The organism is Nocardia sp. NPDC003979 (genome assembly GCF_053605015.1).
On sequence record NZ_JBSGIJ010000026.1, the window covers coordinates 20864 to 44099 of the forward strand.

Below are 23236 nucleotides of genomic sequence, written 5' to 3' on the forward strand. Positions count from 1 at the left end.
GTGGCCTGATGCACACCCTCCGGCGATGGTCTGCCACCGGGGTATCCGAAGCGATTCTTCGGTGGGTTCGGGGCCGAAGATAACGATTGGGGGCGTAGGCTTCGGGTCGAAACCTAGGGAGCTATATGTCCACCGAACGGCACATCACCCTCGTCCACGAGCAGAGCGAGTTCGCTGAAGCGCGCTCTGCTGAGAAGGCGGAGAACGCTCGTCAGTGCGCGGTCGCCGCGCGGACGGTCGCTTCGCATTCCAACGATGCCGAAGATTGCGTGTCACTGTTGGCCATGCTCGGCCTGGATGCCCTCGCGGGCAAAGAAGTGGGCGCCGCCCACTCACCCGCCCGCGTCGGCGCCGCCCGCCGCATCTGATCGGCTCACGGTCGCCCACCCCGGGCGACCGTGATCCGACCCCTCCACTCGTGGACATCAACACCCCCGCGCCGCGGACCCGTGCCCGTCATCCCGCGCCCCACCGATCACCCCATCGGTAATGGTCGGCGCCGGTCGACCGAGCAACACCTCGGTATTGGCCGAGGTAATCAAATACTCCGGCACCCCACGAGCGTGCTCCTCTGCGCCAGGCCCACCCGGCGCCAGGGCGACGCAGTGGAACCACCGCGCGGCCACCTGCCCCTGCCCCGCGCCGGACGCCCTCGTCTCGACTCCCGCATCGCCGGCCGTCGGCGCCTTTCCTGCCAGGGCCTTATCCGCCGCTAGTACGTTGCCCGTCGGGGCGTTGTTCGCCCGGAGTGCGTTGTCTGCCGGGGCGTTGTCTGCGGCGACCGCGTTGCCTGTCAGGGCATCGTTTGCGGACAACGCCACATCTGCAAGCGCGATGCGGTCCGCGAATGTGTTCCGTGCCGCAGCACCGGGGCTGTCAGTCGCGGTGTTCGCCTGGCCTGCCCCGCGTTGCCCGCTGCTGGAGTTCGGGGCACCGCCGTGGTGGTTGCCGCTGCTTTCCATAGGCCCGCCACCACCCGACCGAGTTGCCAGTGCACTGTCGACCCGTTGCGTGAAACCCTCCGCGGCGTTCGTTCTCGCTCCCGCACCCGCAGTTGTTGCGCTTCCATTCCTCGCCTCCCCTCGAAATCCCGCACTCGACATTGCCGGTCCTGTCGACGGCCCAGCCGCCTCCGCACCGCGAGCACTCGTCACACCGCCCTCGCTGCGGTTACGTCCCCGCTCTGCATCGTCGGATTGTTGTGGCCCATCAGCGTTCGACCCTGGGGATTCACAGCGCATCACATCGACCTTCGCCGCGCCGACGTCCACTGCGCCTGCTGTTCCTTCGCCACCGGCTCCGATGCGGATACCCGTCACAGCTCCGCTCGCGCTGTCGAGGTTCGCGTCGAATCGCCTTGTGCCAGTACCCGGCAGGTCAGCGGGGGAGCTGGCCACCGCGCCGGTAACTGCAGGCCGATCCACATCGCGACCCGAAGACGCTGCAAGCCACCATGTTTCGTCGCATGCTCCCAGCACGTTCGCGGCTCTGGCGGGATCGGTCCCGATGGGTCGGTAATGCTCGGCACCCGGGACTACGTCGGCCAGCAAGGGCGCGGACAGGTCGTTGCCAAGAGAACCGCCGTTGCCAGCAGTTGCGTAGGAATGAATTGGCTGCGGTATCAAAGGGATTCGGCTGAGGACCTCGCCGAAGGGCCGGATGTAGCGATCACGCACGGCCGCTCTCGCCTCTTCTTCCCGGATGCCGGCCTCCCGCATCCCACCCGGATCGGTGGACCACACCGGCGCAGCGGACTCCTCGATGAGCTCGGGAATCGCGTACTTGGTCGCGACGACCGCATCGGCCGCCGCTTGGACCAGAGCGGGGACGGGATGGACAGCGGAGAGGAGTTCTCGTGCCTGGTCGAGGTATCGCCGGACAGAAGACATCGCAGCCTCCGCTCCGACACCCGACCAGGCCGCCGGCAGCCCCACGCTGATCGCACGATCGAAGGCATCCAGCCCCTCTTCCCAACACCGCGCCAACGCCTGGAACGCGTCCGCCTGTGCAACAGCATCGGTGACATCGAGGGATGAGAACGCCTCGGTGATCTCTCGATGCCGCCAGTGGTGGACGTTCTCACCACCGCCCGGCATCATCGGGCACCGACCGCGAACGGATCACGCGTCCCCAGGGCGGCTTCCGCGTCGGCCAAGCGCAGCGCCCACTCTTCGTCGACCGCCACCAGCCGGTCCCGCGCGAACCGATGCGCCTCGCGGATATCACCGACGATCCGGCGGTGCGTCTCCATCGCGGCAGCCACCGCCTCCGCCGTCTCCCGGAACCGGCCAACCAGCGCGGGCCCGGAGATCAGCCGCCAGTCACCTTCGCCCAGACCCCAGTGCGTCTGCGCACGGATCTGCCGGGCGAGCAGCGAGACGCTCTCGACTACCTCGAGAAACATCACACACGCCCGATCGATCCCGCCGAATTCCTCCGGACGCACCACGACCGCAGAGTCACTCGCACCCCACTCGTCACCGAATCGCATCGCAAATCCTCCCGCCCCGGAAAAGCGCTGGTAAAGAGCCTGATTCACGACCGAACGTACGCTGGGCGCGATAACGCGACAAGCTCCGATCCGCGCCCTGTGGATAACTCCGCCCTGTGGAGAACTCACCGGAGAACGAGACAATTTAGACTGGACTGCAAGACGCCCCGAGCGCCCGCGTGCGAGTCTGTGCCCAGCACTACAACAACGCGGGCCGACGACGTATCCGGCACGAGCGAGGAGGTGGGGTCGATGGCTTCGAGCACCGAAGATCGGCGATTCGAGGTCCTGCGAGCGATTGTCGCGGACTACGTCGCCACCAAGGAACCGATCGGCTCGAAGTCGCTGGTCGAACGGCACAATCTCGGAGTGTCCAGCGCCACGGTCCGCAACGACATGGCCGTGCTGGAGGCGGAGGGTTACATCACCCAGCCGCACACGAGTTCCGGGCGCGTGCCGACCGACAAGGGTTACCGCGAATTCGTCGACCGGATCGCCGAGGTGAAGCCGCTCTCGGGCGCCGAACGCCGCGCGATCATGGAATTCCTCGAATCCGGTGTCGACCTCGACGACGTATTGCGCCGAGGGGTGCGGCTGCTGGCCCAGCTCACCCGCCAGGTCGCGGTGGTGCAGTACCCGACGGTGTCGGCATCGACCGTGCGCCACATCGAGGTCGTCGCGCTCAATCCCGCCCGACTCTTACTGGTCGTCATCACCGACACCGGCCGCGTCGATCAGCGCATCGTCGACCTGGGCGCGGTGATCTCCGAGGACGACCTCGCCGCCGTGCGCGGCCTGCTCGGCGGCGCGATGGACGGCAAACTGCTCTCGGTGGCCAGCGCGTCGGTGGCCGGACTGCCCGAACGCGCGCCGGCCAAGATCCGCGATGTGCTGGTCCGGGTGTCGACCGTGCTGGTGGAAACCCTGGTCGAGCACCCGGAGGAGCGCTTGGTGCTCGGCGGCACGGCCAACCTCACCCGCAATGTCGCCGACTTCGGTTTTCCCGGCTCGCTGCGCACCGTGCTCGAGGCGCTCGAGGAACAGGTCATCGTGCTGAAGCTGCTGGCCGCCGCCCAGCAGCCGGGTCAGGTGACCGTGCAGATCGGCGAGGAGACCCAGGTCGAGCAGATGCGCGGCACCTCCGTGGTGTCCACCGGATACGGCGCGGCGGGCGCGGTGCTGGGCGGTATGGGCGTGCTCGGCCCGACCCGGATGGACTATCCCGGCACCATGGCGTCGGTGGCGACCGTTGCCCGCTATATCGGTGAGGTCCTGGCCGAAAGGTGACCGCCGGGTCGGCGGCGACCGTGCGGGCACTGTTATGGTCGGTACTTCGACCGGGGTAAAGTTGAGTCGAACAGACTAAAGGATGCGCCCGGCGTTCGGCTGGACCACAGCGACCAAGGACTAGAGAACTCAAGTGGCACGGGATTACTACGGACTGCTCGGCGTCGGCAAGAATGCCACCGACCAGGAGCTCAAGCGCGCGTACCGCAAACTGGCCCGCGAACTGCACCCCGACGTGAACCCGGACGAGGCCGCGCAGGCCAAGTTCAAGGAAGTCTCCACCGCCTACGAGGTGCTGACCGACCCGGAGAAGCGCCGGATCGTCGACCTCGGCGGTGACCCGCTCGAAAACGGCGGCGGCGGTGCGGGATTCAGCGGTGCCGGGTTCGGCGGTCTCGGTGATGTGTTCGAGGCGTTCTTCGGCGGGATGAGCGGCCAGGGCGGCGGTGCGCGTAAGCCGCGCGGCCGCGTGCAGCCCGGCGCCGATTCGCTGATCCGCACCAGGCTGAGCCTGGCCGAGTGCGCGGTGGGCGTCACCAAGCACCTCACCGTCGACACCGCCATCCTCTGCGACCTCTGCCACGGCGCGGGCACCAACGGCAACTCCAAGCCGGTGCGCTGCGAAACCTGTGGCGGCGCGGGCGAAGTGCAGTCGGTACAGCGCTCGTTCCTCGGTCAGGTACTCACCTCCCGCCCCTGCCCGACCTGTCGCGGCGCGGGCGAGGTCATCCCCGACCCCTGCACCAAGTGCGGTGGCGACGGCCGCGTGCGTGCGCGCCGCGAGATCGCCGCGCCGATCCCGGCCGGTGTCGCCAACGGCATGCGGGTGCGCCTGGCCGCCCAGGGTGAGGTCGGCCCCGGCGGTGGCCATGCGGGCGACCTGTACGTCGAGGTCGTCGAGCAGCCGCACGACACGTTCGTCCGCGACGGCGACGACCTGCACTGCACCGTCCGGGTTCCGATGGTCGACGCGATCCTCGGCACCACCGTGGTCGTCGACACCATCCTCGACGGGCCGACCGAGCTCACCATCGCCCCGGGCACCCAGCCGGGCGAGGTCATCCACCTGCGCGGACACGGAATGCCCCGATTGCGTTCGGGTGCGCGCGGCGACCTGCTGGCCCACCTCGACATCGTGGTGCCGACCAAACTCGACGGCAAGCAGACCGAACTGCTTCGCAAGTTCAAGGGCATGCGTGACAAGGATCGCGCCGAGGTGATGTCGTCACAGTCCGAGCACAACAGCGGCCTGTTCGCCCGGCTGCGCGCGTCGTTCAGCGGTCGCTGACCGGCGATGGCCGCCACGGTCTTCTACCTCGACGACATCCCGGAGCCGGGCGCTGTCGCGGTGCTCGACGGCCCGGAGGGTCGCCATGCCGCGACGGTGCGCCGGACCCGGGTGGGCGAGCTGATCACCCTGTCCGACGGACACGGTGTGCTCGCCGACTCCGAGGTGATCGCGGCGGCCAAGGACCGCCTCGAACTCGCGGTACGCAACCGCAGGCTGGCCGAACCGGTAATCCCGCAGGTCACCGTGGTGCAGGCACTGCCGAAATCGGATCGTTCCGAGCTGGCCGTGGAGCTGATGACCGAGGCGGGCGCCGACCTGATCGTGCCCTGGCAAGCCGCGCGCTGCGTCGCCAACTGGGAGGCCAAGGCCGCCAAGGGCATTGAGAAGTGGCGGGCGGCAGCGAGATCCGCGGCCAGGCAGTCGCGCCGTGCCTACATTCCCGAGGTCGCCGGCCTGCACCGCACCCGTGACCTGCTCGAGTTGGTGCGCGCGGCGAAAGCCGACGGCGCGGTGATCGCCGCCCTGCACGAGTCGGGCACCGGCAAGTTCACCGAGCTTCCGCTCGCGCGGAGCAAGGAAGTGATTCTCATCGTCGGACCGGAAGGCGGCCTCGACGACGCCGAGCTGACCGCGCTCGCCGACGCGGGCGCCGACATCGTGTTGCTCGGCCCGACCGTCCTGCGCACATCCACCGCCGCCGCGGTCGCACTCGGCGCCCTCGGAGCGCTGACGAAGCGCTGGTGAGAGGGCGTGAAATCGCCCCGGAGGGGTACCCCGACCCGGTAGTGATGGGTCCTCTACCACGTCCCGGTTTTTAACCGCTGTGCGGTGTCGGTGGGCGGCGGTAAACTGGTCTCATCGAACACCAGGTCGAGACCGGAAGCAGGCTATAGCCACTTTTGAAGAACACAGGCGAGATCGGCGATCCCACCCTCCCCGTCCCAGGCGTCGGCACCGACGGCAACGGAGCATCCCCGGCGGCGCGAACCGTGCGTTCCAGCATCGAACTCGCCCCCGAATCCGTTTTCCCCTTCCTCGGCTCGGCCGACCAGAACCTCCGTCAGCTCGAGCAGTTGCTTCCGGCCGACATCCATGTGCGCGGTAGCACCGTCACCATCACGGGCAAGGCCGCCGACGTGGCCCTGGCCGAGCGTGTCGTCGAGCAGTTGGTCGCGTTGACCGGCCGCAACCGGGTGATCACCCCCGAAGCGGTCCGGCACACCGTGTCCATGCTCACCGACGCGGGCGTGTCCGAATCGCCCGCCGAGGTGCTGAGCCTGGACATCCTGTCGCGGCGCGGCAAGACCATCCGGCCCAAGACGCTGAACCAGAAGCGCTACGTCGACGCGATCGACGTGAACACCATCGTGTTCGGCATCGGCCCGGCCGGTACCGGCAAGACGTATCTGGCGATGGCCAAGGCGGTGCAGGCCCTGCAGACCAAGCAGGTCACCCGCATCATCCTGACCAGGCCCGCGGTCGAGGCCGGTGAGCGGCTCGGCTTCCTGCCCGGCACGCTCAACGACAAGATCGACCCGTATCTGCGTCCGCTCTACGACGCCCTGCACGACATGATGGATCCGGAAGCCATCCCGAAGCTGCTGGCCTCCGGTGTCATCGAGGTCGCGCCGCTGGCGTACATGCGTGGTCGCAGCCTCAACGATTCGTTCATCATTCTCGACGAGGCGCAGAACACCACGGCCGAGCAGATGAAGATGTTCCTCACCCGTCTCGGCTTCGGCTCGAAGATGGTGGTCACCGGCGACATCTCGCAGGTCGACCTGCCCAATGGACAGCGTTCGGGTCTGCGGGCGGCCTCGGAGATCCTCACCGATATCGACGACATCCACTTCTCGGAACTCACCAGCTCCGATGTGGTGCGGCATCGGCTGGTCTCCGACATCGTCGACGCCTACGACCGCTTCGAATCCGAGACCCGCGCGGTTCCCGCCCCGCACTACCCGGGCAACCGGGCCCAGCGCCGGGCGGCGGGCCGGGCGGATCGCCGGTAGTCACCAGCCGCACGCTGCGACGATGCCCATCGATACGACGCGGCGTACTCGTTACGTCGCGTCGTAGGGCGGTGCACAGGACTCGGTCCATCGGCCCGTACCCTGAACACGTGAGCATCGAGATCGCCAACGAATCGGGTATGGACATTCCCGAAGAAGACCTGGTCAGCGTCGCGCGTTTCGTGATCGGGCGGATGGACGTGCATCCGGCCGCCGAACTGTCGATGGTGCTCGTGGATCTCGACACCATGGCCGACCTGCACGTGCGCTGGATGGACCTGCCCGGCCCCACCGATGTGATGTCGTTCCCGATGGACGAACTCGAGCCGGGCGGCCGCCCCGACAGCCCCGAGCCCGGCCCGTCCATGCTCGGCGACATCGTGCTGTGCCCGGAATTCGCCATGGGCCAGGCGCAGAAGGCCGGTCACTCCCTCGACCACGAGCTGGCCCTGCTCACCGTGCACGGTGTGCTCCACCTGCTCGGCTACGACCACGCCGAGCCGGAGGAGGAGAAGGAGATGTTCGCGCTGCAGGCCCAGCTGCTCGAGGAGTGGTACCAGAGCCTGCGCGAAGAACAGCTGCGCGCCGAACTGGCCGAACGTGACGCCCGCCTGCTCGGTAAGGCAGGGTTCACCGCACCGGGTGACGCACTGGGCCCCGCGTGACCTCGATGGTGCAGATCCTGCTCGCCATCGGGCTGATCGGCCTCGGTGGTGTGTTCGCGGGTGTCGACTCGGCCCTCAATACCGTCTCGCGCGCACGGCTCGACGACATGGTCCGCGAGGAACGGCCCGGCGCCGCGCGCTTGCGCAAGATCGTCGACGACCGTCCCCGCTACGTGAATCTGATGGTGCTGCTGCGCATTCTGTGCGAGATCAGCGCCACCGTACTGCTGGCCGCCGCGACGCTGGAGCTGTGGAGCCCGACGACGGCGCTGCTGGTCACCGCCGCCTCGATGGTCGTCGTCTCGTATGTGGTGATCGGGGTCGGCCCGCGCACCCTCGGCCGCCAGCACGCCTATTCGATCGCGCTGGCCGCGGCCGTCCCGATGCAGATCATCGGTGCGGTGCTGAGTCCGGTGAGTCGGCTGCTCATCCTGCTCGGTAACGCCATCACTCCTGGTAAGGGGTTCCGCAACGGTCCGTTCGCGTCGGAGATCGAGCTGCGCGAGGTGGTCGACATGGCGCGCGAGCGCGGCGTGGTCGCCGACGACGAGCGCCGCATGATCCAGTCGGTCTTCGAGCTGGGCGACACCGCCGCCCGCGCGGTGATGGTGCCGCGCACCGAGATGGTGTGGATCGAGAACGACAAGACTGCCGCCCAGGCGATGTCGCTCGCGGTGCGTTCCGGGCATTCGCGCATCCCGGTCATCGGCGAGAACGTCGACGACGTGCTCGGTGTGGTCTACCTGAAAGACCTTGTGCCCTATGCCGATCGCGCCCGCAAGGTGGCGGTGCGCGAGGTGATGCGGCCGGCCGTGTTCATCCCCGATTCCAAACCGCTCGACGCGTTGCTCGACGAGATGCAGCGCCGCCGCAACCACATGGCCCTGCTGGTCGACGAATACGGCGGCATCGCCGGGCTGGTCACCATCGAGGACGTGCTCGAGGAGATCGTCGGCGAGATCGCCGACGAGTACGACACCGACGAGACCCCGCCGGTGGAGGACCTCGGTGAGGGCCGCTACCGCGTGTCGGCCCGCTTGTCGGTGGAGGACCTCGGCGAGCTGTACGGCCTCGACATCGAGGACGAAGACGTCGACACCGTCGGTGGCCTGCTCGCCCACGAACTGGGCCGCGTCCCACTGCCGGGTTCCAAGGTGACCGTGCACGGCCTGGTGCTGCGCGGCGAGGGTGGCGCCGACGCGCGCGGGCGGATGCGGGTGAACACCGTGCTGGTGCGCCGCGCGGCCGACAAAGAGAAGAAGACAGACAAGGCCCGCAACGGCAAGCCCGACGAGGCGCAGGCCGAAACCGACCCGGTGACAGTGCCCGCAGACAATGGAGAGACCGATGAGTGAACTCGACGCAGAGGACAACAAACTGCTGGTACTGGCGCGGGGCGCGCTCGGCCGTACCGGTGGCGCGAGCGGCGCGGCGGTGCGTGACACCGACGGCCGCACCTACGCCGCGGGTGAGGTGACCCTCGCCGCCCTTCGCCTGACCGCGTTGCAGGCCGCGGTGGCCGCCGCGATCTCCAGTGGCGCCGAGGGTTTCGAGGCGGCCGTGGTGGTCGGTGCGAGCGGGGAGGACGCGGGCGTCGCGGCGATGCACGAGGTGTCGCCCGGTGCGACGGTGATCCACACCGATCGTTCGGGTGCCGTGCTGAGCGAGGTGCGCGGTGGCTGACACCGAATTCCGTTCCGGCTTCGTCTGTTTCGTCGGCCGCCCCAACACCGGCAAGTCGACGCTGACCAATGCCATGGTCGGGTCGAAGATCGCGATCACCTCCTCGCGCCCGCAGACCACCCGGCATACCATTCGCGGCATCGTGCACCGTGAGCACGCCCAGCTCATCCTGGTCGACACCCCCGGTCTGCATCGCCCGCGCACCCTGCTCGGTCAGCGCCTCAACGATCTGGTGCGCGACACCTACTCCGAGGTCGACGTGATCGCGCTGTGCATCCCGGCCGACGAGAAGATCGGTCCCGGCGACCGCTGGATCGTCGAGCAGATCAAGCAGATGGCGCCCAAGACCACCGTGATCGGGGTGGTCACCAAGATCGACAAGGTGGGTCGCGACGAGATCGCCCACCAGCTGATGGCGTTGTCGACGCTGCTCGGGCCCGAGGCCGAGGTCGTTCCGGTCTCGGCGGTGAAGGGCGAACAGGTCGAGGTGCTCGTCGACGTGATCGCCTCGAAGATGCCCGAGGGACCGGCGTTCTACCCCGACGGCGAGATCACCGACGAGCCCGAGGAAACCCTCATGGCCGAACTGATCCGCGAGGCCGCCCTCGAGGGTGTGCGCGACGAACTGCCCCACTCGCTGGCCGTGGTGATCGAGGAGATCGAACCCTACGAGGCCAACGAGGACATGCTCGAGGTGCATGCTCTGCTGTACGTGGAACGGCCGAGCCAGAAGGCGATCGTCATCGGCAAGAACGGTTCTCGCCTCAAGGAGGTGGGTACCAATGCCCGCAAGCAGATCGAGCACATCCTCGGCACACGGATCTACCTGAATCTGCACGTGAAGGTGGCCAAGGACTGGCAGCGCGACCCCAAACAGCTGGGGAAGCTGGGCTTTTGACCGTTTGCGTGTCGGCGGTTCGGGGTATCGTTCGGCGAACACACCGATTGTGATCGGTGTTGTTCGCTGATCACCCGGGGAGGCTGTGCACGTGCCCGATGCCAACGATGTCGGCAAGCTGCTGGAACTGCTGCGGGCATTGGAGATCCCCGACACCCGCCCCCGGGTGTGGCGCACGCTGGTGCACGGCAGGCGAACGCTGCCGCGCCCGATCGTCGAGATGGTCGGCTTACAAGGCCACACCGCGTTGGTCAACGATCTCTACAGCTGGCTGGGGGAGTCCGGCGGCAGGCGGGCCACCCCACGTGCCAGGATCGACCTGCACGCTCCCGATCTGCCGCCCACCCGGCTGAGCCCGGATGTCAACGCGTTCAACGCCGGTCCGCACGCCGACGACCAGGAGATCCCGGACCACTGTCTGCCGATCATCCAGCAACTGGTCGCCGGTTTCGCCACCGACGACACCGCGATGGGCGCCATCAAGTTCCCGCGTTACCGCACCGCCGACTGGCTGACCAGACAGCGCGTCACCTCCGACGAATCCGAGGCGCCCGACGAACTGCGCAGGCGCCTGCCCAAGCTGCTGCGCAGTGGTTCGTCCGCCAACCGTGCCGACGCCACCGAAGGTGCAGCGGGCGGCATGATTTCGAGCGTGGTCTTCGCTGTGCTGGCCCTGTGGCCGGTGCTGCGCCTGTGGTTGTGGGTGTCGGGGCGTATTCCCGGCATGTCGAAGGTGACCCGCTGGTTCCTGCACCAGCGCTACCTCGCACCCGAATTGTCGGCCAGTTTCCTGGGTTTCGCCGCCCGGCTCACCGCCTCGCACCGGGTGGACGAGAACGAGGAACAGGTCGCCAAGCTCCTGATCCACGCCTTCCTGGAGGACCTGCGCGACGCGTATCGCCGCCGCATCTGGCGGCCGTCGAGCTGGCGGCGCACCGCCTACCCGGTTGCCCTGCTCGGTGGTCTCACCGAGGGCAGTGACGGTGCGCGCATCCTCACCTGGATCAACGAGATCCGCAACGAGACCGGCCTTTTCGATCCGCTGGTCGTCGTCGCCTTCCGCGACGAAGGGCCGACGCGTGAGGTGGGTGAGCTGGCGAACATCAGCGATCTGCGCACCCTGCGCACGCTGGAAAGCCTCGCCGATCAGCCGACCGCGCAGCCACCCGACCCGCTGCAGACCTGGATCAGAGAGATCGACAGCAGGCGCACACACCGCCAGGCCGACGCCTGGTTCCTGCCGCTGCGCGCGCTGATACCGCCGGATTCCACACCGCGCGTTGGCGATCCGCGTTTCCGCGGGCAGTCGTTACCGCCCGCCCCGCCGATGGCCTCGCGCAGCTGGTTCGTCGGCTTGTGTGTGCTGATCCCGATCGTGCTCGCGGTGGCCGCCGCGCTGGTGTACTTCCCGCCACTGCGCGGCGCCTCGTGCTCGCACTGGCCGTGGACGGGTGGGGTGAGCGTCAGCATGGTCGACGGCGAATGCGTCGGCTACAGCGACAACGTCGCCCAGACCTTCGCCGACGACCCGGAACTGTCGGCCATGCAGCGCGAGGTGTTCCGCCTGAACGAGGCGGCCGTCGATGCGCGCGAGAGCAACCCGAACCGGCCGCTGATCTCGTTGGTCTACTTCGCGGGGCTCAGCTACGTCGACACCAATGTGCGTTACCCGCACGCACAGGTCGAGGAACTGGCCGGGCTCGCGGTGCAGCAGCGCCGCGCCCTGCTCGCCTCCGACGAGTCGGAACCGTTGCTGCGGATCATCATCGCCAACGGCGGTTCGGATATGCGCCATGCCCGGTGGGTGGTCGAGAACAGGCTGCGTCCGCTCGTCGCCGACGACCCGAGTGTGCTCGGCGTGGTCGGCATCGACCGCAGCACCGACGAAACCCGCAAGGCCATCACACGATTGGGTGAGCTGGGCGTGCCCGCGGTGGCGACCACCCTGTCGGCCGACGGGCTCGAGCAGGCGTCGCCACTGTATTTCCAAGCGGCGCCGAGCAATTCGGTCCAGGCCCGGTTGGTCGCCGATTACATGCAGGGCGCGCGCGCCGACGACGGCACCCCGCGCTACGACAAAGTCACCATCTACCACCCCGAGGCGCCCGACGACCTGTACGTGACGACCCTGGTCGAGGACCTTCAGCAGGAGCTCACCGAACGCGGTGTGACGCACCGGAGTACGAGCTGGCGCGCACAGCAGGAGCTCTACGGTCTGCCGGCACCGTGCGAGGCGGAGTCGTTCGACCGGCGCGAACTGCTCTTCTTCGCGGGCCGCAACGACGACTTCCCGACCTTCGCCAAGGCGCTCAGTCGCGGTTGTATCAGCGGTGACGGACCGGCGCTGCTCGGCAATGACGCGGTGACGAGGCTGATCACCGATCCGCGCGCGACCATCGCCCTTCCGGCCAACCTGACGGTGCGCTACGTGGCCAAGGCGGCGCCGGTGATGCTCGGCGGAGCCGACTGTGTGAAGGGCGTCGGCAAACTCGGTGACCGGCCGGTGCCGTTCGAACACGAACAGTTGTGCGCCGAGCTCGCCGGTCTCATCGAGGACCTGCGCGCCTATCCGGACATGGCCGAATACCAGCCGACGTGGGCGGGGGACAGGACCGGGCTCGCCTTCGACGTGAGCGGGCTCTTCCTGCAGGCGGTACGCGCCAGCCGCGGCGTGCTCGGGGACCAGCCGCCGAACCGGACGGCGATCGCGGTGCAGTTGCGCGAGGCCGACTATCGCGGTGTCACCGGCACATTGGGCTTCTCCACCAAACGGGTCGCCGACGGGTCGTCGATCGCGGTGCTCGTCACCACCGCGGTGGGCGGGGGCGGACCGCAGCGCTGCCTGATGATGTTCCCCCGCCAACCCGGCCAAGACGGGTGCCCGTCCGGAACCAAGAGCGATCTCGAAAGCTGGCGCGAACCGGGTCGGTAGCCCGTTCACACCCGGAATTGCTGGACCGCACAGCCTGATCCGTGCTGTTATAGTCGCTCGGGCATGGTCGGGAACCGTTGATTTCCGGGGGCTGACCTGGTGCGGGCCGACCATTCCGGTCCTCGCGCCTGTTCTCTGCCGGAAGGGTCCCGGCAGTGTGGTGAACGTGGGAGACCGGGCGGGTGAGTATTGCCGAGGGCGCGGAGTTCGCCGGCTACCTGATCGAGCGGAAGCTGGGCTCCGGTGGCATGGGCACCGTGTACCTGGCGCGGCACCCGCGTCTGCCCCGCCACGACGCGATCAAGATCCTCGCCGACGACCACGCCGACGACGCGGAGTACCGGGCGCGGTTCCTGCGGGAAGCCGAATTCGCCGCCGGGCTGCAGCATCCGAATCTGGTCGCGGTGCGCGATCGCGGCGAAACCGACGGCAAGCTCTGGATCGCCACCCAGTACGTCGCGGGTTCCGACGCCGCCGACCTGATCCGGCGCGCACCCGGCGGGCTCGACCCGGCGCGCGCGGTGCACATCATCGGCGAAACGGCCCGCGGCCTCGACGAGGTGCATCGTGCGGGACTGCTGCACCGCGACGTGAAACCGGCCAACATCCTCGTCGCCGAACAGTCGGGCCTGCCCGACCGGGTGCTGATCACCGACTTCGGCATCGCCCGGCACGCCGAGGACACCGCGACGCTGTCGGCCGGTGGTGGCTTCACCGCGACGCTGTCCTATGTCGCGCCCGAACGACTGGGCGGTGACCCCGTCGATCGCCGCGCCGATGTCTATGCCCTCGGCTGCTCGCTGTTCCAATTACTTACCGGCACAGTCCCCTTCCCGCGGCAGACGCCCGCCGCGGTGATGTATGCCCACCTGCACGAACCGCCGCCGCGGCCGTCCGCGTTGCGCCCCGGGCTCCCGGCGGGCTTCGACGCGGTGATCGCGTGGGCACTGGCCAAAGACCCGGCGCAGCGGTTCGATTCGTGTGGTGCGCTGGCCGCCGCGGCCCGCGAGGCGATGAACGGGTCCGCACCCGCACCGTCGGCACCACAGGTCCAGAGCCCTGCCGCACCCACCTCCGCCGCTGTCCCGAACTCGGTACATCCATCCACCCCGCCTCCGCAGTACGTTGCGGGAGTCGCTGCCGCAGTGCCGGATCCACGAGCGCGCTTCCTCCACGAAGACCCGTTCAGGGCGGTGCTGCTACCGCGGCGCACCCCGTTCGCCCGGCTCGTCCGCCGCCGTGGTTTCCGGATCACGGCCGCGGCGGTGCTCATGGTCGGCGTCGTCACCGCCGCGATGCTCGGGACCGGTGGCGGCACCGAGTCGCCCCGCGCGCAGGCCACCACCTCGCCGCCGCCCCTGCCCCCGGCGACCGCGTGGGGCGCCTACAGCTTCATCGCCGACCTGTTTCCCGACCTGCTGCCCGTCTTTCAGCTCGGCGTCGGATACCAAGAGTTGACAGCCTGCTACATGATCAACGACAACGGCGACCATGTTCCGACCGACACACTCGCGCCTTTCGCGCGAATGCGCTGTGAAGGCAACCGCGACCCGGCGGTCTCGGTCACCATCGAATGCAAGACCGACCGCTCGCTGATGTCACCGCCGCCGAGCACGGACACGGTGGAGGGCAGCGAACAATGGCGCCGTGCGTCCGGGACCGGAAATCTGCACTGGGGCAGGAACACCGATATGGACGGGAATCTCCTCGGCAACCTGTCGATCTACTTCGATGATCCCGCCCGGTCGTTCTGCCGGATCAGGGTCCTCGGCGCCGCCAACGGCGCCGAACTGCGCCAAAGGTGGTGGGCCGATGCGCCGCTGTGATTCCCGCGCCGCCCGCGGTCTGCTCGGTGCCGTCCTGTTGACCGCCGCGGTGACCGGCTGCCGGGTATCCGGGACGGCAGAGCCGCTCCGGGTCGACCTCGCCACCTTGGATTATGGGCACTACCAGCATGTTCCGTTGCAGGCACCGCCGGGAACCGAATACTCGGGGCGGGTGATCGAGTCGCTCCGGATCGGCGAGGTCATGGTCAATCCGGCCGAAGCCGATTCCGCGCTGTCGGTCCCGACTTCCAGATGGGGTGCCGTTCCGCTGCCGACTCCGGCGAAGGTGTCGGGTGTGCTGTCCGAACAGGCACGTGCCGTGCTCGCCGAGCACGGCATGCACGCCGGTTTCGTCACCGGCGGGACCGACACGGCCCGCACCCGGCAGCTGACCGTGCTGGCCCTTCGCATGCCGAACGCGGCTGCGGCGACCGCGGCGGCGGCCGGCCTCGACGCAGGCGATGCAGCGGTAAGCGCCGAAAACGTCGCGGTGCCGATCCCGAAATACCCTGCGGCCAAGGCGCATTGGCGACCGACCGTGGCGAGCATGGCGGCCACCATCGCACACGGCGCGTTCGTGGTCAGCGTGTACGCCGTGCACACCACCCCCGATGCCGCGGCGCTGACCACTCTGATCGGCGCAGCGTTGGATGCGCAATTGCCCGAACTCGCCCGCTTCGTGCCGACGCCGCCCGAGCGGTTCGCCGACCTGCCGATCGACGGTGAGGGCATGCTGGCCAGGATGGTTCCGGAGAAGGTGGGGCGTTGGTCGGCGCCCGCGGTGTTGCTGGTCGACGCGGACAACATCGCCGGCGGGAAGGGCATGCTGCACGCCAGGGGCGTGGTGTACGGCCCCAACGCGACCTTTCTGATGAGTTCACGCCAGCATCGGAGCGCCGCGAATGCCCTGGCGTTGATGGGCTTCGACGGACTCAAACGCTACTTCGACGCCACCGAGGCGCGCCAGGCCTACGAGCGCGGTGCCACGGATTGGGCGGCGGACCTGCGACCGCTGCCCGGTCCCGCGGGTATCGAGGACATCCGGTGCGGCGACTCCGGCGCGTCCGATAGCGAGCCGGAGGTTCGCTATGTGTGCGCACTGCTGCACGGCCGCTATATCGCCACGATCTTCGCGCCGACCGAACAGCAGATCCGGCAGAAGGCGGCCGCCCAGTACAGCCTGCTGGAACTGGCCGAATGACCGCGCAGCTGCGCCCGGGTGCGGTCTTCGCCGGGTATGTGATCGAGCGAGTGCTCGGCAGTGGTGGCATGGGTACCGTCTACGCCGCGCGTCATCCGCGACTCCCGCGCTGGGATGCGCTCAAGGTGCTCGGTGACGCGCACAGCGCTTCCGCCGAATTCCGGGCCCGGTTCGTGCGGGAGGCCGAACTGGCGGCCAGGATCGACCACCCGAATGTGGTTGCGGTCCACGATCGCGGGATGGACCAGGGCGCGCTGTGGATCGCGATGCAGTACGTGGCGGGCACCGATGCCGCCTCCGTGCTGCGTCATGGCCTGCCCGATGCGCGATTGGCGCTGCACATCGTCACCGAAGCCGCCGCCGGGCTGGACGCGGCCCACCGCGCCGGACTGTTGCACCGCGACGTCAAGCCCGCCAACTTGATGCTGGAATCGCGCGCGGGGGAGCCGGACCGGGTGCTGGTCGCCGATTTCGGCATCGCCAAATCCGGCACCGACGGCACCGCCCTGACCGAGTCCGGCGTTTTCCTGGCCACCCTCGCCTACGCCGCGCCGGAACTGATCCGGCTCGACGCCGTCGATCATCGCGCCGACCAATACTCACTGGGCTGCACGCTTTTCGAGCTGCTCACCGGCCGCAAGCCGTTCCCCCGCGACACGCCCGCCGCCGTCATCAACGCCCACCTGACCGCGCCGCCGCCCCGGCCCACCGAGCTGAATCCACGCCTTCCACCCGCCGTCGACGCGGTGATCGCCCGCGCGCTGGCCAAGAACCCCGACGACCGTTACGCCAGCTGCGGCGCCTTGGCCGCGGCCGCGTCTGCGGCATTCGGCACGCCGGTGCCTCCGGAGGCTCACCTCGGGCAGCGCGAGGCGTTGCTGCCGCGGAACTCACCGCTCGGACAACTCGGCGCGTCGCCGGGGGCCGGTGTGTCGAGTGGTGCGCCGGGAGTTTCGAGCGGCGTGCCGGCGATGCCGAGCGGAGCGCCGGGTACGCAGGGCACTCCGCACGGCGTACGCAGCGTGCAAGGCCGTGTGTCCGAAACTCCGAGAGGCATGGGCACACAGGCTATTTCGCACGGTGGGCAGCAGGCGTGGGTTCCCGGCGGCGGCCCGACCGTCGACCGACCGCGCAGGCGACGTTCGCTGGTGGCCGGAGCGGCCTTCGTGGTCACCGTCGCCGCGCTCGCCGTGGGTATCGTCGCGCTGAACCGGGATGACGCGAAGACCCCGGAGATCGCTGCGACATCGGCCGCCCCGACGACGGTTGCCGAATCACCGTGGAAGGCCCACGAATACATTGTGCGGGCGTTTCCCGAGTTGCTCCCGAAGTCTCCGTTCACCAGTGGCTACCAGGGCACCCGGTGTGCCGCGATCGACAAGAACTACGACCCCGTACCGCTGGACCAACTCGGTGACATGGGCACCCTCAGCTGCAACGGCGATCGCGCTCCGGTCGAGCGGATGACGGTGGCCTGCAAGGGCAATCGCGCACCTGGCACCGCCGGTAAGTTCGACGACGCCTTCGCGACCAGGGAAGAGTTGTGGGAGCGGCCGTCGGGCCGGGGGCGGATCGTCATCCAGGACATCCCCGGCCGCGTTCCCGGTACCGTCGCCGGTGCGCTGAGCATCCAATTCGACGACACCGCCCGCAACTTCTGCCTGATCGTCGTCCTCGGCGGGACGGACGGCACCGACCTCTACAACCGCTGGTGGGTGAACGCCCCGCTCTGACTCACCACCACGCCGTCGGCCGCTGACGCTCCCAGTGCAGCACCGATTCGAGCTGTGCCGCGACAGAGATGAGGAGCGGCTCGGTGTTCGCCGTGCCCATCAGTTGCGCGCCGATCGGTAGTCCGGTCTCGGTGAAGCCCGCGGGCACGTTCACACTCGGCCAGCCGAGGACGTTCCACGGCCACGTATACGGGCAGGCGCCGGTGATGAGGGCATTGGTCGAGCTCGTACCGATGCCGTCGATGTCCTCGGCGCGCGGCGCGGGAGTGGCGGTGGTGGGCGCGAGCACCAGGTCGTAGTCGTCGAAGAAGCCGCCGATCCGCTTGTGCAGCAATGGTTCCAGGCGGCGGGCGGCGAACAGTGCCGGACCGTCGAGCAGGCGTCCGATGCGTGCGTTGGCGGTGGTCCGTGGGTCGACGACGGCGCCGGGCATGGTGCGGTGTACCCGGCTGATCCCGGCCATCGAGCGCGGTAGGAACGACGCGCCGACCAGCAGACCGTAGTGCAGATCGGCCACGGTCACCGTGTGTCCGAGTTTGCGCAGAGTGCCCGCCATCGCGTGCACGGCGGCTGCGATCTCGGGATCGAGCGCTGTCCTGGTCGCGGTGAACGGAATGTTCAGGGACACCGCAATTCTCAGCGTGCCCGGGTCGCGGCCGACGGCGGCGCGCGCGTCGATCGGGGCGGGGGTGTGCAGGTCGCCGTCGTGCGCGCCGGCGGCCACGTCGAGCAGCAAGGCCGCGTCGGCCACTGTGCGGGCCAGCGGTCCGTTGACGGTGAGCCCGTGGAACGCCTCCGGCAGCGGCCAGGTGGAGATTCGGCCGCGCTGCGGTTTGATGCCGACCAGGTTGGTCCACGCCGCCGGGATTCGCACCGAACCCGCGCCGTCGGAACCCAGTGCGGCAGGGACCGTTCCGGCCGCGACCGCCGCCGCCGAACCGCCCGAGGAACCACCCGGCGTACGGGTGCGGTCCCACGGGTTGCGGGTGTGGCCGAAGGCCGCGCCGCTGGTGAACGGCAGCTGGCCGAGTTCGCAGGTGTTGGTCTTGCCGACGATCACCGCGCCCGCCGCGCGTAACCGGCGCACCGATTCGGCGTCCTCGGTGGCGGGCGGGAACTCACCGCCGCAGCCGAAGGCGGTGGGTTCACCGGCCACATCGGTGTCGTCCTTGACCGCGACGGGCACCCCGAGCAGCGGCAATCGGACACCGGCGGCCAGCCGCGCGTCGGCCTCGGCGGCCTCGCGCAGGGCGGCCGCCCTGCGTATCACCCGGAAGGCGTTGAGCGTCGGTTGCGACGCCTCGATGCGGTCGAGTGCGTCGGTGACGGCGGCGACCGAATTGGTCGTGCCGCCGGCCAGGGCCGAGGTGAGTTCGGCGAGGCCGAGGTCGGCCGGTGGCGGCGCGATGCGGTCGGGCGCGGACATCTGAACTCCGTCTCTGCAGGTAGTCGCCTCGACGCTATCCCTCAACTGGTCACTCGTCCACATACCCTAGGTGGATGTTCCAGGTCTAGACATACATACGGTATGTATGTAACAGTGGTGGGGCCAAGCTTTCGATCAGGGGAGGACCCCATGGGAATCAGCTCAGCACTCGGCCCGGCACACGACCTCACGCTGTCGTCGGGTCGCATCCGCTATCACGACACCGGAACAGGATCACCGGTCGTCTTCGTCCACGGCCTGCTCGTCAACGCCGATCTGTGGCGCGGTGTCGTTCCCGGCCTAATCGCGGCCGGACACCGCTGCCTCACGCCCGACTGGCCGCTCGGCTCGCATTCGATTCCGATGCCCGACGCCGAGCTCACACCCGTCGGCCTGACCGACCTCATCGCGGAGTTCCTCGACGCGCTCGACCTCACCGATGTCACGATCGTCGCCAACGACACCGGCGGCGCGCTCACCCAGATCCTGATGACCCGCCACCCGGAGCGGATCGGCCGCGTCGTCCTCGCCGCCGTCGACTGCTATGAGGTCTTCCCGCCGCAGCCCTTCACGACCCTGGTCCGCCTGACGAAGATCCCGGGCGCCATCGCCGCGTTGCTCGCCCCGTTGCGCTGGCGGCCCGCCCAGCGACTACCGCTCGCCTTCGGCTGGGTGACCAAACACGCACTGCCCCGACCGATCGCGGAGTCCTACCTCGGTCCCGCCCGGCGTGATGCCGGGATCAGGGCGGACCTGCGCCGCTTCGCCGCGGGCGTGGACGCACGGCACACCCTGGCCGCCGCCGAACGGTTCGCCGAGGTCGACCTGCCGGTCCTCGTCGTCTGGTCCACCGAGGACAAGCTGTTCCCGATGTCGCTGGCCCGTCGGCTGGTCGCCGACCTGCCGGGGGCGAGCCTGCGTACCGTCGACGATTCCTACACCTTCCTGCCCGAGGACCAGCCGGAGTTGCTCGCCGAACTGATCGTGGAGTTCACTCGGCTGCATGCAGCGCCGTAGTCAGGAGGACCGCTCCCGCACCACCCGCGCCGCGCTCGAGCAGGCAGGCCGTGACCTGTTCGCCGAGCGCGGCTTCGCCGGTACCTCCGCCGAGCAACTGGTGGCCGCCGCCGGCGTCACCCGCGGTGCCCTGCACCACCACTACGGCGACAAGCGCGGGCTGTTTCTCGCGGTGCTCGAACAGATCGAGACCGAGGCCACGGCCGAGATCGCGCGCGCGATCGACGCGGTCGACCCCGGCGACGTCGTCGCGGGCATGACGGCCGGTCTGGCCTGTTTCCTCGATATCTGCGGCCGCCCGGAGATGCTGCGCATCGTCCTGATGGACGCCCCGACGGTCCTGGGCTGGCCCGCCTTTCGCGAGTTCGAATCCCGGCACGGGCTCGGCCTGCTCACCGCCGAACTCCAGCGCGCCGTCGATTCCGGCATCGTCCCCGCTGTCCCGGTCCCGGTGCTCGCGCAGCTGCTGCTCAGCGCGATCACCGAAGCCTCGCTCATCGTCGCGCACGCCGAGGACCCCGACCGCGCCCGCGCCGAGACCCAGCAGTCGCTGCTGCTGCTCATCACCGGTCTGCTCAGGCCGAGCTGACCGCTGGGAGGGGAGTCCGCCGTGTCCGTGGACGCGGTGTCGGGGCGACGTGGAAGACTGGGCGCGTGCGGTTGTATCGGGACGAGGCGGTGGTGGTCCGTCAGCACAAGCTGGGCGAGGCCGATCGCATCGTCACGCTGCTGACCAGGCAACACGGGCTGGTGCGCGCCGTCGCCAAGGGTGTGCGGCGGACCAAGTCGAAGTTCGGTGCCCGGCTCGAGCCGTTCGCCTACATCGACGTGCAGTTGCACCCCGGCCGCACCCTCGACATCGTCACCCAGGTCACCACCGTCGAGGCGTTCGCCGCCGACATCATCGACGACTACGGCCGCTACACCACCGCCTGCGCGATCCTCGAGACCGCCGAGCGTCTCGCCGGTGAGGAACGCGCTCCCGCCCCGAAACTGCACGCGCTCACCGCGAGCGCTTTGCGTGCCATCGCCGCGAAACAGCGCCCCCACGAGCTGATCCTCGACGCATACCTGTTGCGCGCCATGGGTTTCGCCGGTTGGGCACCCGCGCTCGACGAATGCGCTCGCTGCGCGACCCCCGGCCCGCACCGCGCCTTCCACGTCGCCGCCGGTGGCGCGGTGTGCGTGCACTGCCGCCCGCCCGGCGCGAGCACGCCCGCCGCGGGCGTGCTCGACCTGCTCGTCGCACTGCTCAAGGGGGAGTGGGCCTACATCGCGGAGGTTCCCGACAATGTGCGCCGCCAGGCCAGCGGTCTGGTCGCCGCCCATCTGCAGTGGCATCTGGAACGCCAGCTGCGCACCCTGCCGCTGATCGAGCGCAGTCGCGTCGAACCCGGCGCCGCGACGGCCGGTCGCGCGGGCTGAGAGTCGGAGCACGTGCGGGATCGGGCGTCGACGGGGGAGCCCGTGTTGTCGTGTGGCCCGGCCACGATGGTGGAGCCCGTGCGGAGTGCGGCGGGGGATCAGGCAGGATGGAGGCCGTGATCCTCCGTCGTGACCCCGCCGCTGGGAGCAGCTCGACCCGCACCGTCCGTCCGCCGTCGCAGCACCCCTCCGGTGCCCGCCCGCCCGCGATTCCGCCGGAGTTGGTGCCCAACCACGTCGCGTTGGTGATGGACGGCAACGGACGCTGGGCTCAAGAGCGTGGTCTGCCGCGCACCGCGGGCCACGAACGTGGCGAGGCCGTACTCATGGACGCGGTCGAGGGCTCCATCGAGATCGGTGTGAAGTGGCTGTCGGCCTACGCCTTCTCCACCGAGAACTGGCGCCGCAGCCCCGACGAGGTCCGCTTCCTCATGGGCTTCAACCGCGACGTGATCCGCCGCCGCCGCGACGAGATGCACGAGATGGGTGTGCGGGTCCGCTGGGCCGGGCGCCGACCGCGCCTGTGGCGCAGCGTCATCAAGGAACTCGAGGTGGCCGAGGAGCTCACCAAGGACAACGACGTGATGACGCTGACCATGTGCGTCAACTACGGTGGCCGCGCCGAAATCGCCGACGCCGCACGCGAAATCGCGCGCCGGGTGGCGGCGGGGGAGATCGACCCCGAGAAGGTCGACGAGTCGACCGTCGCCCGCTACCTCGACGAGCCGGACATGCCCGATGTGGACCTGTTCCTTCGTCCCTCGGGTGAGTTCCGCAGCTCCAACTTCCTCATCTGGCAGGCCGCCTACGCCGAATTCGTTTACCAGGACACGCTTTTCCCCGACTTCGACCGGCGTAACCTGTGGGCCGCGTGCCTGGAATACGCCAAGCGCGACCGCCGTTTCGGCGGAACCAAATGAGCGACGGAGCCGACATGGACGCCACGGTCACCCCCGAACTGGACCTGCAGGCGCGCACCGGCGCCTGCCTGCAGATGCAGGACATCGACGTGCGCGTGGACGCCGACGGTTCGCTCGGTTTCGAGTACGACGGCGCGCTGTCGTCGATCCGCGCCGTCACCCTGGCGCCGGGCCTCACGGTTCTGTCGATGACGTGTGTGCTGGCCTGGGACCGACCGCTGAAATCCCAATTGCACAAGCGGGTCGCCGAACGCAACGCCGAGATCCAGTTCGGTTCGGTCACCCTGATCTCGCGCGGCAAACTGGCCGACATCATCCTGCGCTACACGTTCCCGGCCGAGGGCCTCGACGATCAGGCCCTCACCACCATGCTGCTGCTCACGCTGTCCGGCGCGAGCAAGGCCAGGCAGGGCTTGCTCGCGCCGTAGC

General features: G+C 69.0%; 21 protein-coding genes. 18 read left to right on the top strand and 3 right to left on the bottom strand.

Going from position 1 to position 23236, the window contains the following annotated elements; genetic code table 11:
• The first annotated feature begins 125 nt into the window (after positions 1 to 125).
• On the top strand, positions 126 to 368 hold the full coding sequence (locus ACWEVR_RS30895) for a hypothetical protein (RefSeq protein ID WP_067486687.1): 243 nt from the start codon (positions 126 to 128) through the stop codon (positions 366 to 368).
• 57 nt (positions 369 to 425) lie between these two features.
• Here ACWEVR_RS30895 and ACWEVR_RS30900 read toward each other — a convergent pair whose 3' ends face one another.
• Both ACWEVR_RS30900 and ACWEVR_RS30905 read right to left on the bottom strand, forming a co-directional pair.
• Entirely contained in the window at positions 426 to 2099 is a 1674-nt protein-coding gene (locus ACWEVR_RS30900) for a hypothetical protein (RefSeq protein WP_452469785.1), read from the bottom strand.
• On the bottom strand, positions 2096 to 2491 hold the full coding sequence (locus tag ACWEVR_RS30905; protein ID WP_452469786.1) for a hypothetical protein: 396 nt from the start codon (positions 2489 to 2491) through the stop codon (positions 2096 to 2098). The genes ACWEVR_RS30900 and ACWEVR_RS30905 overlap by 4 nt, the downstream gene beginning before the upstream one ends.
• A 252-nt stretch (positions 2492 to 2743) precedes the next feature.
• Between ACWEVR_RS30905 and hrcA the strand changes: the two genes are divergently transcribed.
• From hrcA to ACWEVR_RS30965, 12 genes are all read left to right on the top strand, one after another.
• A complete protein-coding gene (hrcA, locus tag ACWEVR_RS30910) occupies positions 2744 to 3778 on the top strand; it encodes a heat-inducible transcriptional repressor HrcA (protein WP_067486696.1) in 1035 nt (344 codons plus the stop codon).
• Between the two features lie 133 nt (positions 3779 to 3911).
• Complete coding sequence (gene dnaJ / locus ACWEVR_RS30915) at positions 3912 to 5066, top strand: molecular chaperone DnaJ (RefSeq protein ID WP_067486699.1); 1155 nt, start codon at positions 3912 to 3914, stop codon at positions 5064 to 5066.
• A gap of 6 nt (positions 5067 to 5072) precedes the next feature.
• Positions 5073 to 5813 carry a 16S rRNA (uracil(1498)-N(3))-methyltransferase gene (locus tag ACWEVR_RS30920; protein ID WP_452469787.1) on the top strand — a complete coding sequence of 247 codons (741 nt, stop codon included), beginning with the start codon at positions 5073 to 5075 and terminating at the stop codon, positions 5811 to 5813.
• 173 nt (positions 5814 to 5986) lie between these two features.
• Complete coding sequence (locus ACWEVR_RS30925; RefSeq protein ID WP_067487115.1) at positions 5987 to 7081, top strand: PhoH family protein; 1095 nt, start codon at positions 5987 to 5989, stop codon at positions 7079 to 7081.
• 110 nt (positions 7082 to 7191) lie between these two features.
• Entirely contained in the window at positions 7192 to 7746 is a 555-nt protein-coding gene (gene ybeY / locus ACWEVR_RS30930) for an rRNA maturation RNase YbeY (protein WP_067486705.1), read from the top strand.
• 5 nt (positions 7747 to 7751) lie between these two features.
• Positions 7752 to 9101, top strand: coding sequence for a hemolysin family protein (locus ACWEVR_RS30935; RefSeq protein ID WP_452469819.1), 1350 nt, complete (start codon positions 7752 to 7754; stop codon positions 9099 to 9101).
• A complete protein-coding gene (locus tag ACWEVR_RS30940) occupies positions 9094 to 9429 on the top strand; it encodes a cytidine deaminase (protein ID WP_452469788.1) in 336 nt (111 codons plus the stop codon). The genes ACWEVR_RS30935 and ACWEVR_RS30940 overlap by 8 nt, the downstream gene beginning before the upstream one ends.
• On the top strand, positions 9422 to 10327 hold the full coding sequence (gene era, locus ACWEVR_RS30945) for a GTPase Era (protein ID WP_067486714.1): 906 nt from the start codon (positions 9422 to 9424) through the stop codon (positions 10325 to 10327). The genes ACWEVR_RS30940 and era overlap by 8 nt, the downstream gene beginning before the upstream one ends.
• A gap of 91 nt (positions 10328 to 10418) precedes the next feature.
• Positions 10419 to 13259: an ABC transporter substrate-binding protein gene (locus ACWEVR_RS30950; protein ID WP_452469789.1), complete on the top strand. Its 2841-nt coding sequence runs from the start codon at positions 10419 to 10421 to the stop codon at positions 13257 to 13259.
• A gap of 182 nt (positions 13260 to 13441) precedes the next feature.
• Positions 13442 to 15085, top strand: coding sequence for a protein kinase domain-containing protein (locus ACWEVR_RS30955; RefSeq protein WP_452469790.1), 1644 nt, complete (start codon positions 13442 to 13444; stop codon positions 15083 to 15085).
• Entirely contained in the window at positions 15072 to 16286 is a 1215-nt protein-coding gene (locus tag ACWEVR_RS30960) for a DUF7373 family lipoprotein (RefSeq protein WP_452469791.1), read from the top strand. The genes ACWEVR_RS30955 and ACWEVR_RS30960 overlap by 14 nt, the downstream gene beginning before the upstream one ends.
• Positions 16283 to 18019 (top strand): serine/threonine-protein kinase, encoded by a 1737-nt coding sequence (locus tag ACWEVR_RS30965; RefSeq protein ID WP_452469792.1) that lies wholly within the window; start codon positions 16283 to 16285, stop codon positions 18017 to 18019. The genes ACWEVR_RS30960 and ACWEVR_RS30965 overlap by 4 nt, the downstream gene beginning before the upstream one ends.
• A 1-nt stretch (position 18020) precedes the next feature.
• Here the strand turns inward: ACWEVR_RS30965 and ACWEVR_RS30970 are convergent, their stop codons facing one another.
• A complete protein-coding gene (locus ACWEVR_RS30970) occupies positions 18021 to 19445 on the bottom strand; it encodes an amidase (RefSeq protein WP_452469793.1) in 1425 nt (474 codons plus the stop codon).
• 150 nt (positions 19446 to 19595) lie between these two features.
• On the opposite strand from ACWEVR_RS30970, the gene ACWEVR_RS30975 reads away from it, so the two are divergent.
• From ACWEVR_RS30975 to ACWEVR_RS30995, 5 genes are all read left to right on the top strand, one after another.
• Positions 19596 to 20462, top strand: coding sequence for an alpha/beta fold hydrolase (locus tag ACWEVR_RS30975; RefSeq protein ID WP_452469794.1), 867 nt, complete (start codon positions 19596 to 19598; stop codon positions 20460 to 20462).
• Positions 20449 to 21051, top strand: coding sequence for a TetR/AcrR family transcriptional regulator (locus ACWEVR_RS30980; RefSeq protein ID WP_452469795.1), 603 nt, complete (start codon positions 20449 to 20451; stop codon positions 21049 to 21051). The genes ACWEVR_RS30975 and ACWEVR_RS30980 overlap by 14 nt, the downstream gene beginning before the upstream one ends.
• Positions 21052 to 21116: 65 nt before the next feature.
• A complete protein-coding gene (gene recO / locus ACWEVR_RS30985) occupies positions 21117 to 21887 on the top strand; it encodes a DNA repair protein RecO (protein WP_067486735.1) in 771 nt (256 codons plus the stop codon).
• 107 nt (positions 21888 to 21994) lie between these two features.
• A complete protein-coding gene (locus tag ACWEVR_RS30990) occupies positions 21995 to 22807 on the top strand; it encodes an isoprenyl transferase (protein WP_067486738.1) in 813 nt (270 codons plus the stop codon).
• Between the two features lie 74 nt (positions 22808 to 22881).
• On the top strand, positions 22882 to 23235 hold the full coding sequence (locus ACWEVR_RS30995; RefSeq protein ID WP_452469820.1) for a hypothetical protein: 354 nt from the start codon (positions 22882 to 22884) through the stop codon (positions 23233 to 23235).
• Position 23236: the final 1 nt, after the last annotated feature.

What these genes read in the sequence shown, in the direction of transcription:
- ACWEVR_RS30895 (WP_067486687.1), top strand. Translation starts at nt 126, where the DNA reads ATGTCCACCGAACGGCACATCACCCTCGTCCACGAGCAGAGCGAGTTC.
- ACWEVR_RS30900 (WP_452469785.1), bottom strand. Translation starts at nt 2,099, where the DNA reads ATGATGCCGGGCGGTGGTGAGAACGTCCACCACTGGCGGCATCGAGAG.
- ACWEVR_RS30905 (WP_452469786.1), bottom strand. Translation starts at nt 2,491, where the DNA reads ATGCGATTCGGTGACGAGTGGGGTGCGAGTGACTCTGCGGTCGTGGTG.
- hrcA (WP_067486696.1), top strand. Translation starts at nt 2,744, where the DNA reads ATGGCTTCGAGCACCGAAGATCGGCGATTCGAGGTCCTGCGAGCGATT.
- ACWEVR_RS30920 (WP_452469787.1), top strand. Translation starts at nt 5,073, where the DNA reads ATGGCCGCCACGGTCTTCTACCTCGACGACATCCCGGAGCCGGGCGCT.
- ACWEVR_RS30935 (WP_452469819.1), top strand. Translation starts at nt 7,752, where the DNA reads ATGGTGCAGATCCTGCTCGCCATCGGGCTGATCGGCCTCGGTGGTGTG.
- ACWEVR_RS30940 (WP_452469788.1), top strand. Translation starts at nt 9,094, where the DNA reads ATGAGTGAACTCGACGCAGAGGACAACAAACTGCTGGTACTGGCGCGG.
- ACWEVR_RS30960 (WP_452469791.1), top strand. Translation starts at nt 15,072, where the DNA reads ATGCGCCGCTGTGATTCCCGCGCCGCCCGCGGTCTGCTCGGTGCCGTC.
- ACWEVR_RS30965 (WP_452469792.1), top strand. Translation starts at nt 16,283, where the DNA reads ATGACCGCGCAGCTGCGCCCGGGTGCGGTCTTCGCCGGGTATGTGATC.
- ACWEVR_RS30970 (WP_452469793.1), bottom strand. Translation starts at nt 19,445, where the DNA reads ATGTCCGCGCCCGACCGCATCGCGCCGCCACCGGCCGACCTCGGCCTC.
- ACWEVR_RS30975 (WP_452469794.1), top strand. Translation starts at nt 19,596, where the DNA reads ATGGGAATCAGCTCAGCACTCGGCCCGGCACACGACCTCACGCTGTCG.
- ACWEVR_RS30980 (WP_452469795.1), top strand. Translation starts at nt 20,449, where the DNA reads ATGCAGCGCCGTAGTCAGGAGGACCGCTCCCGCACCACCCGCGCCGCG.
- ACWEVR_RS30990 (WP_067486738.1), top strand. Translation starts at nt 21,995, where the DNA reads ATGGAGGCCGTGATCCTCCGTCGTGACCCCGCCGCTGGGAGCAGCTCG.
- ACWEVR_RS30995 (WP_452469820.1), top strand. Translation starts at nt 22,882, where the DNA reads ATGCAGGACATCGACGTGCGCGTGGACGCCGACGGTTCGCTCGGTTTC.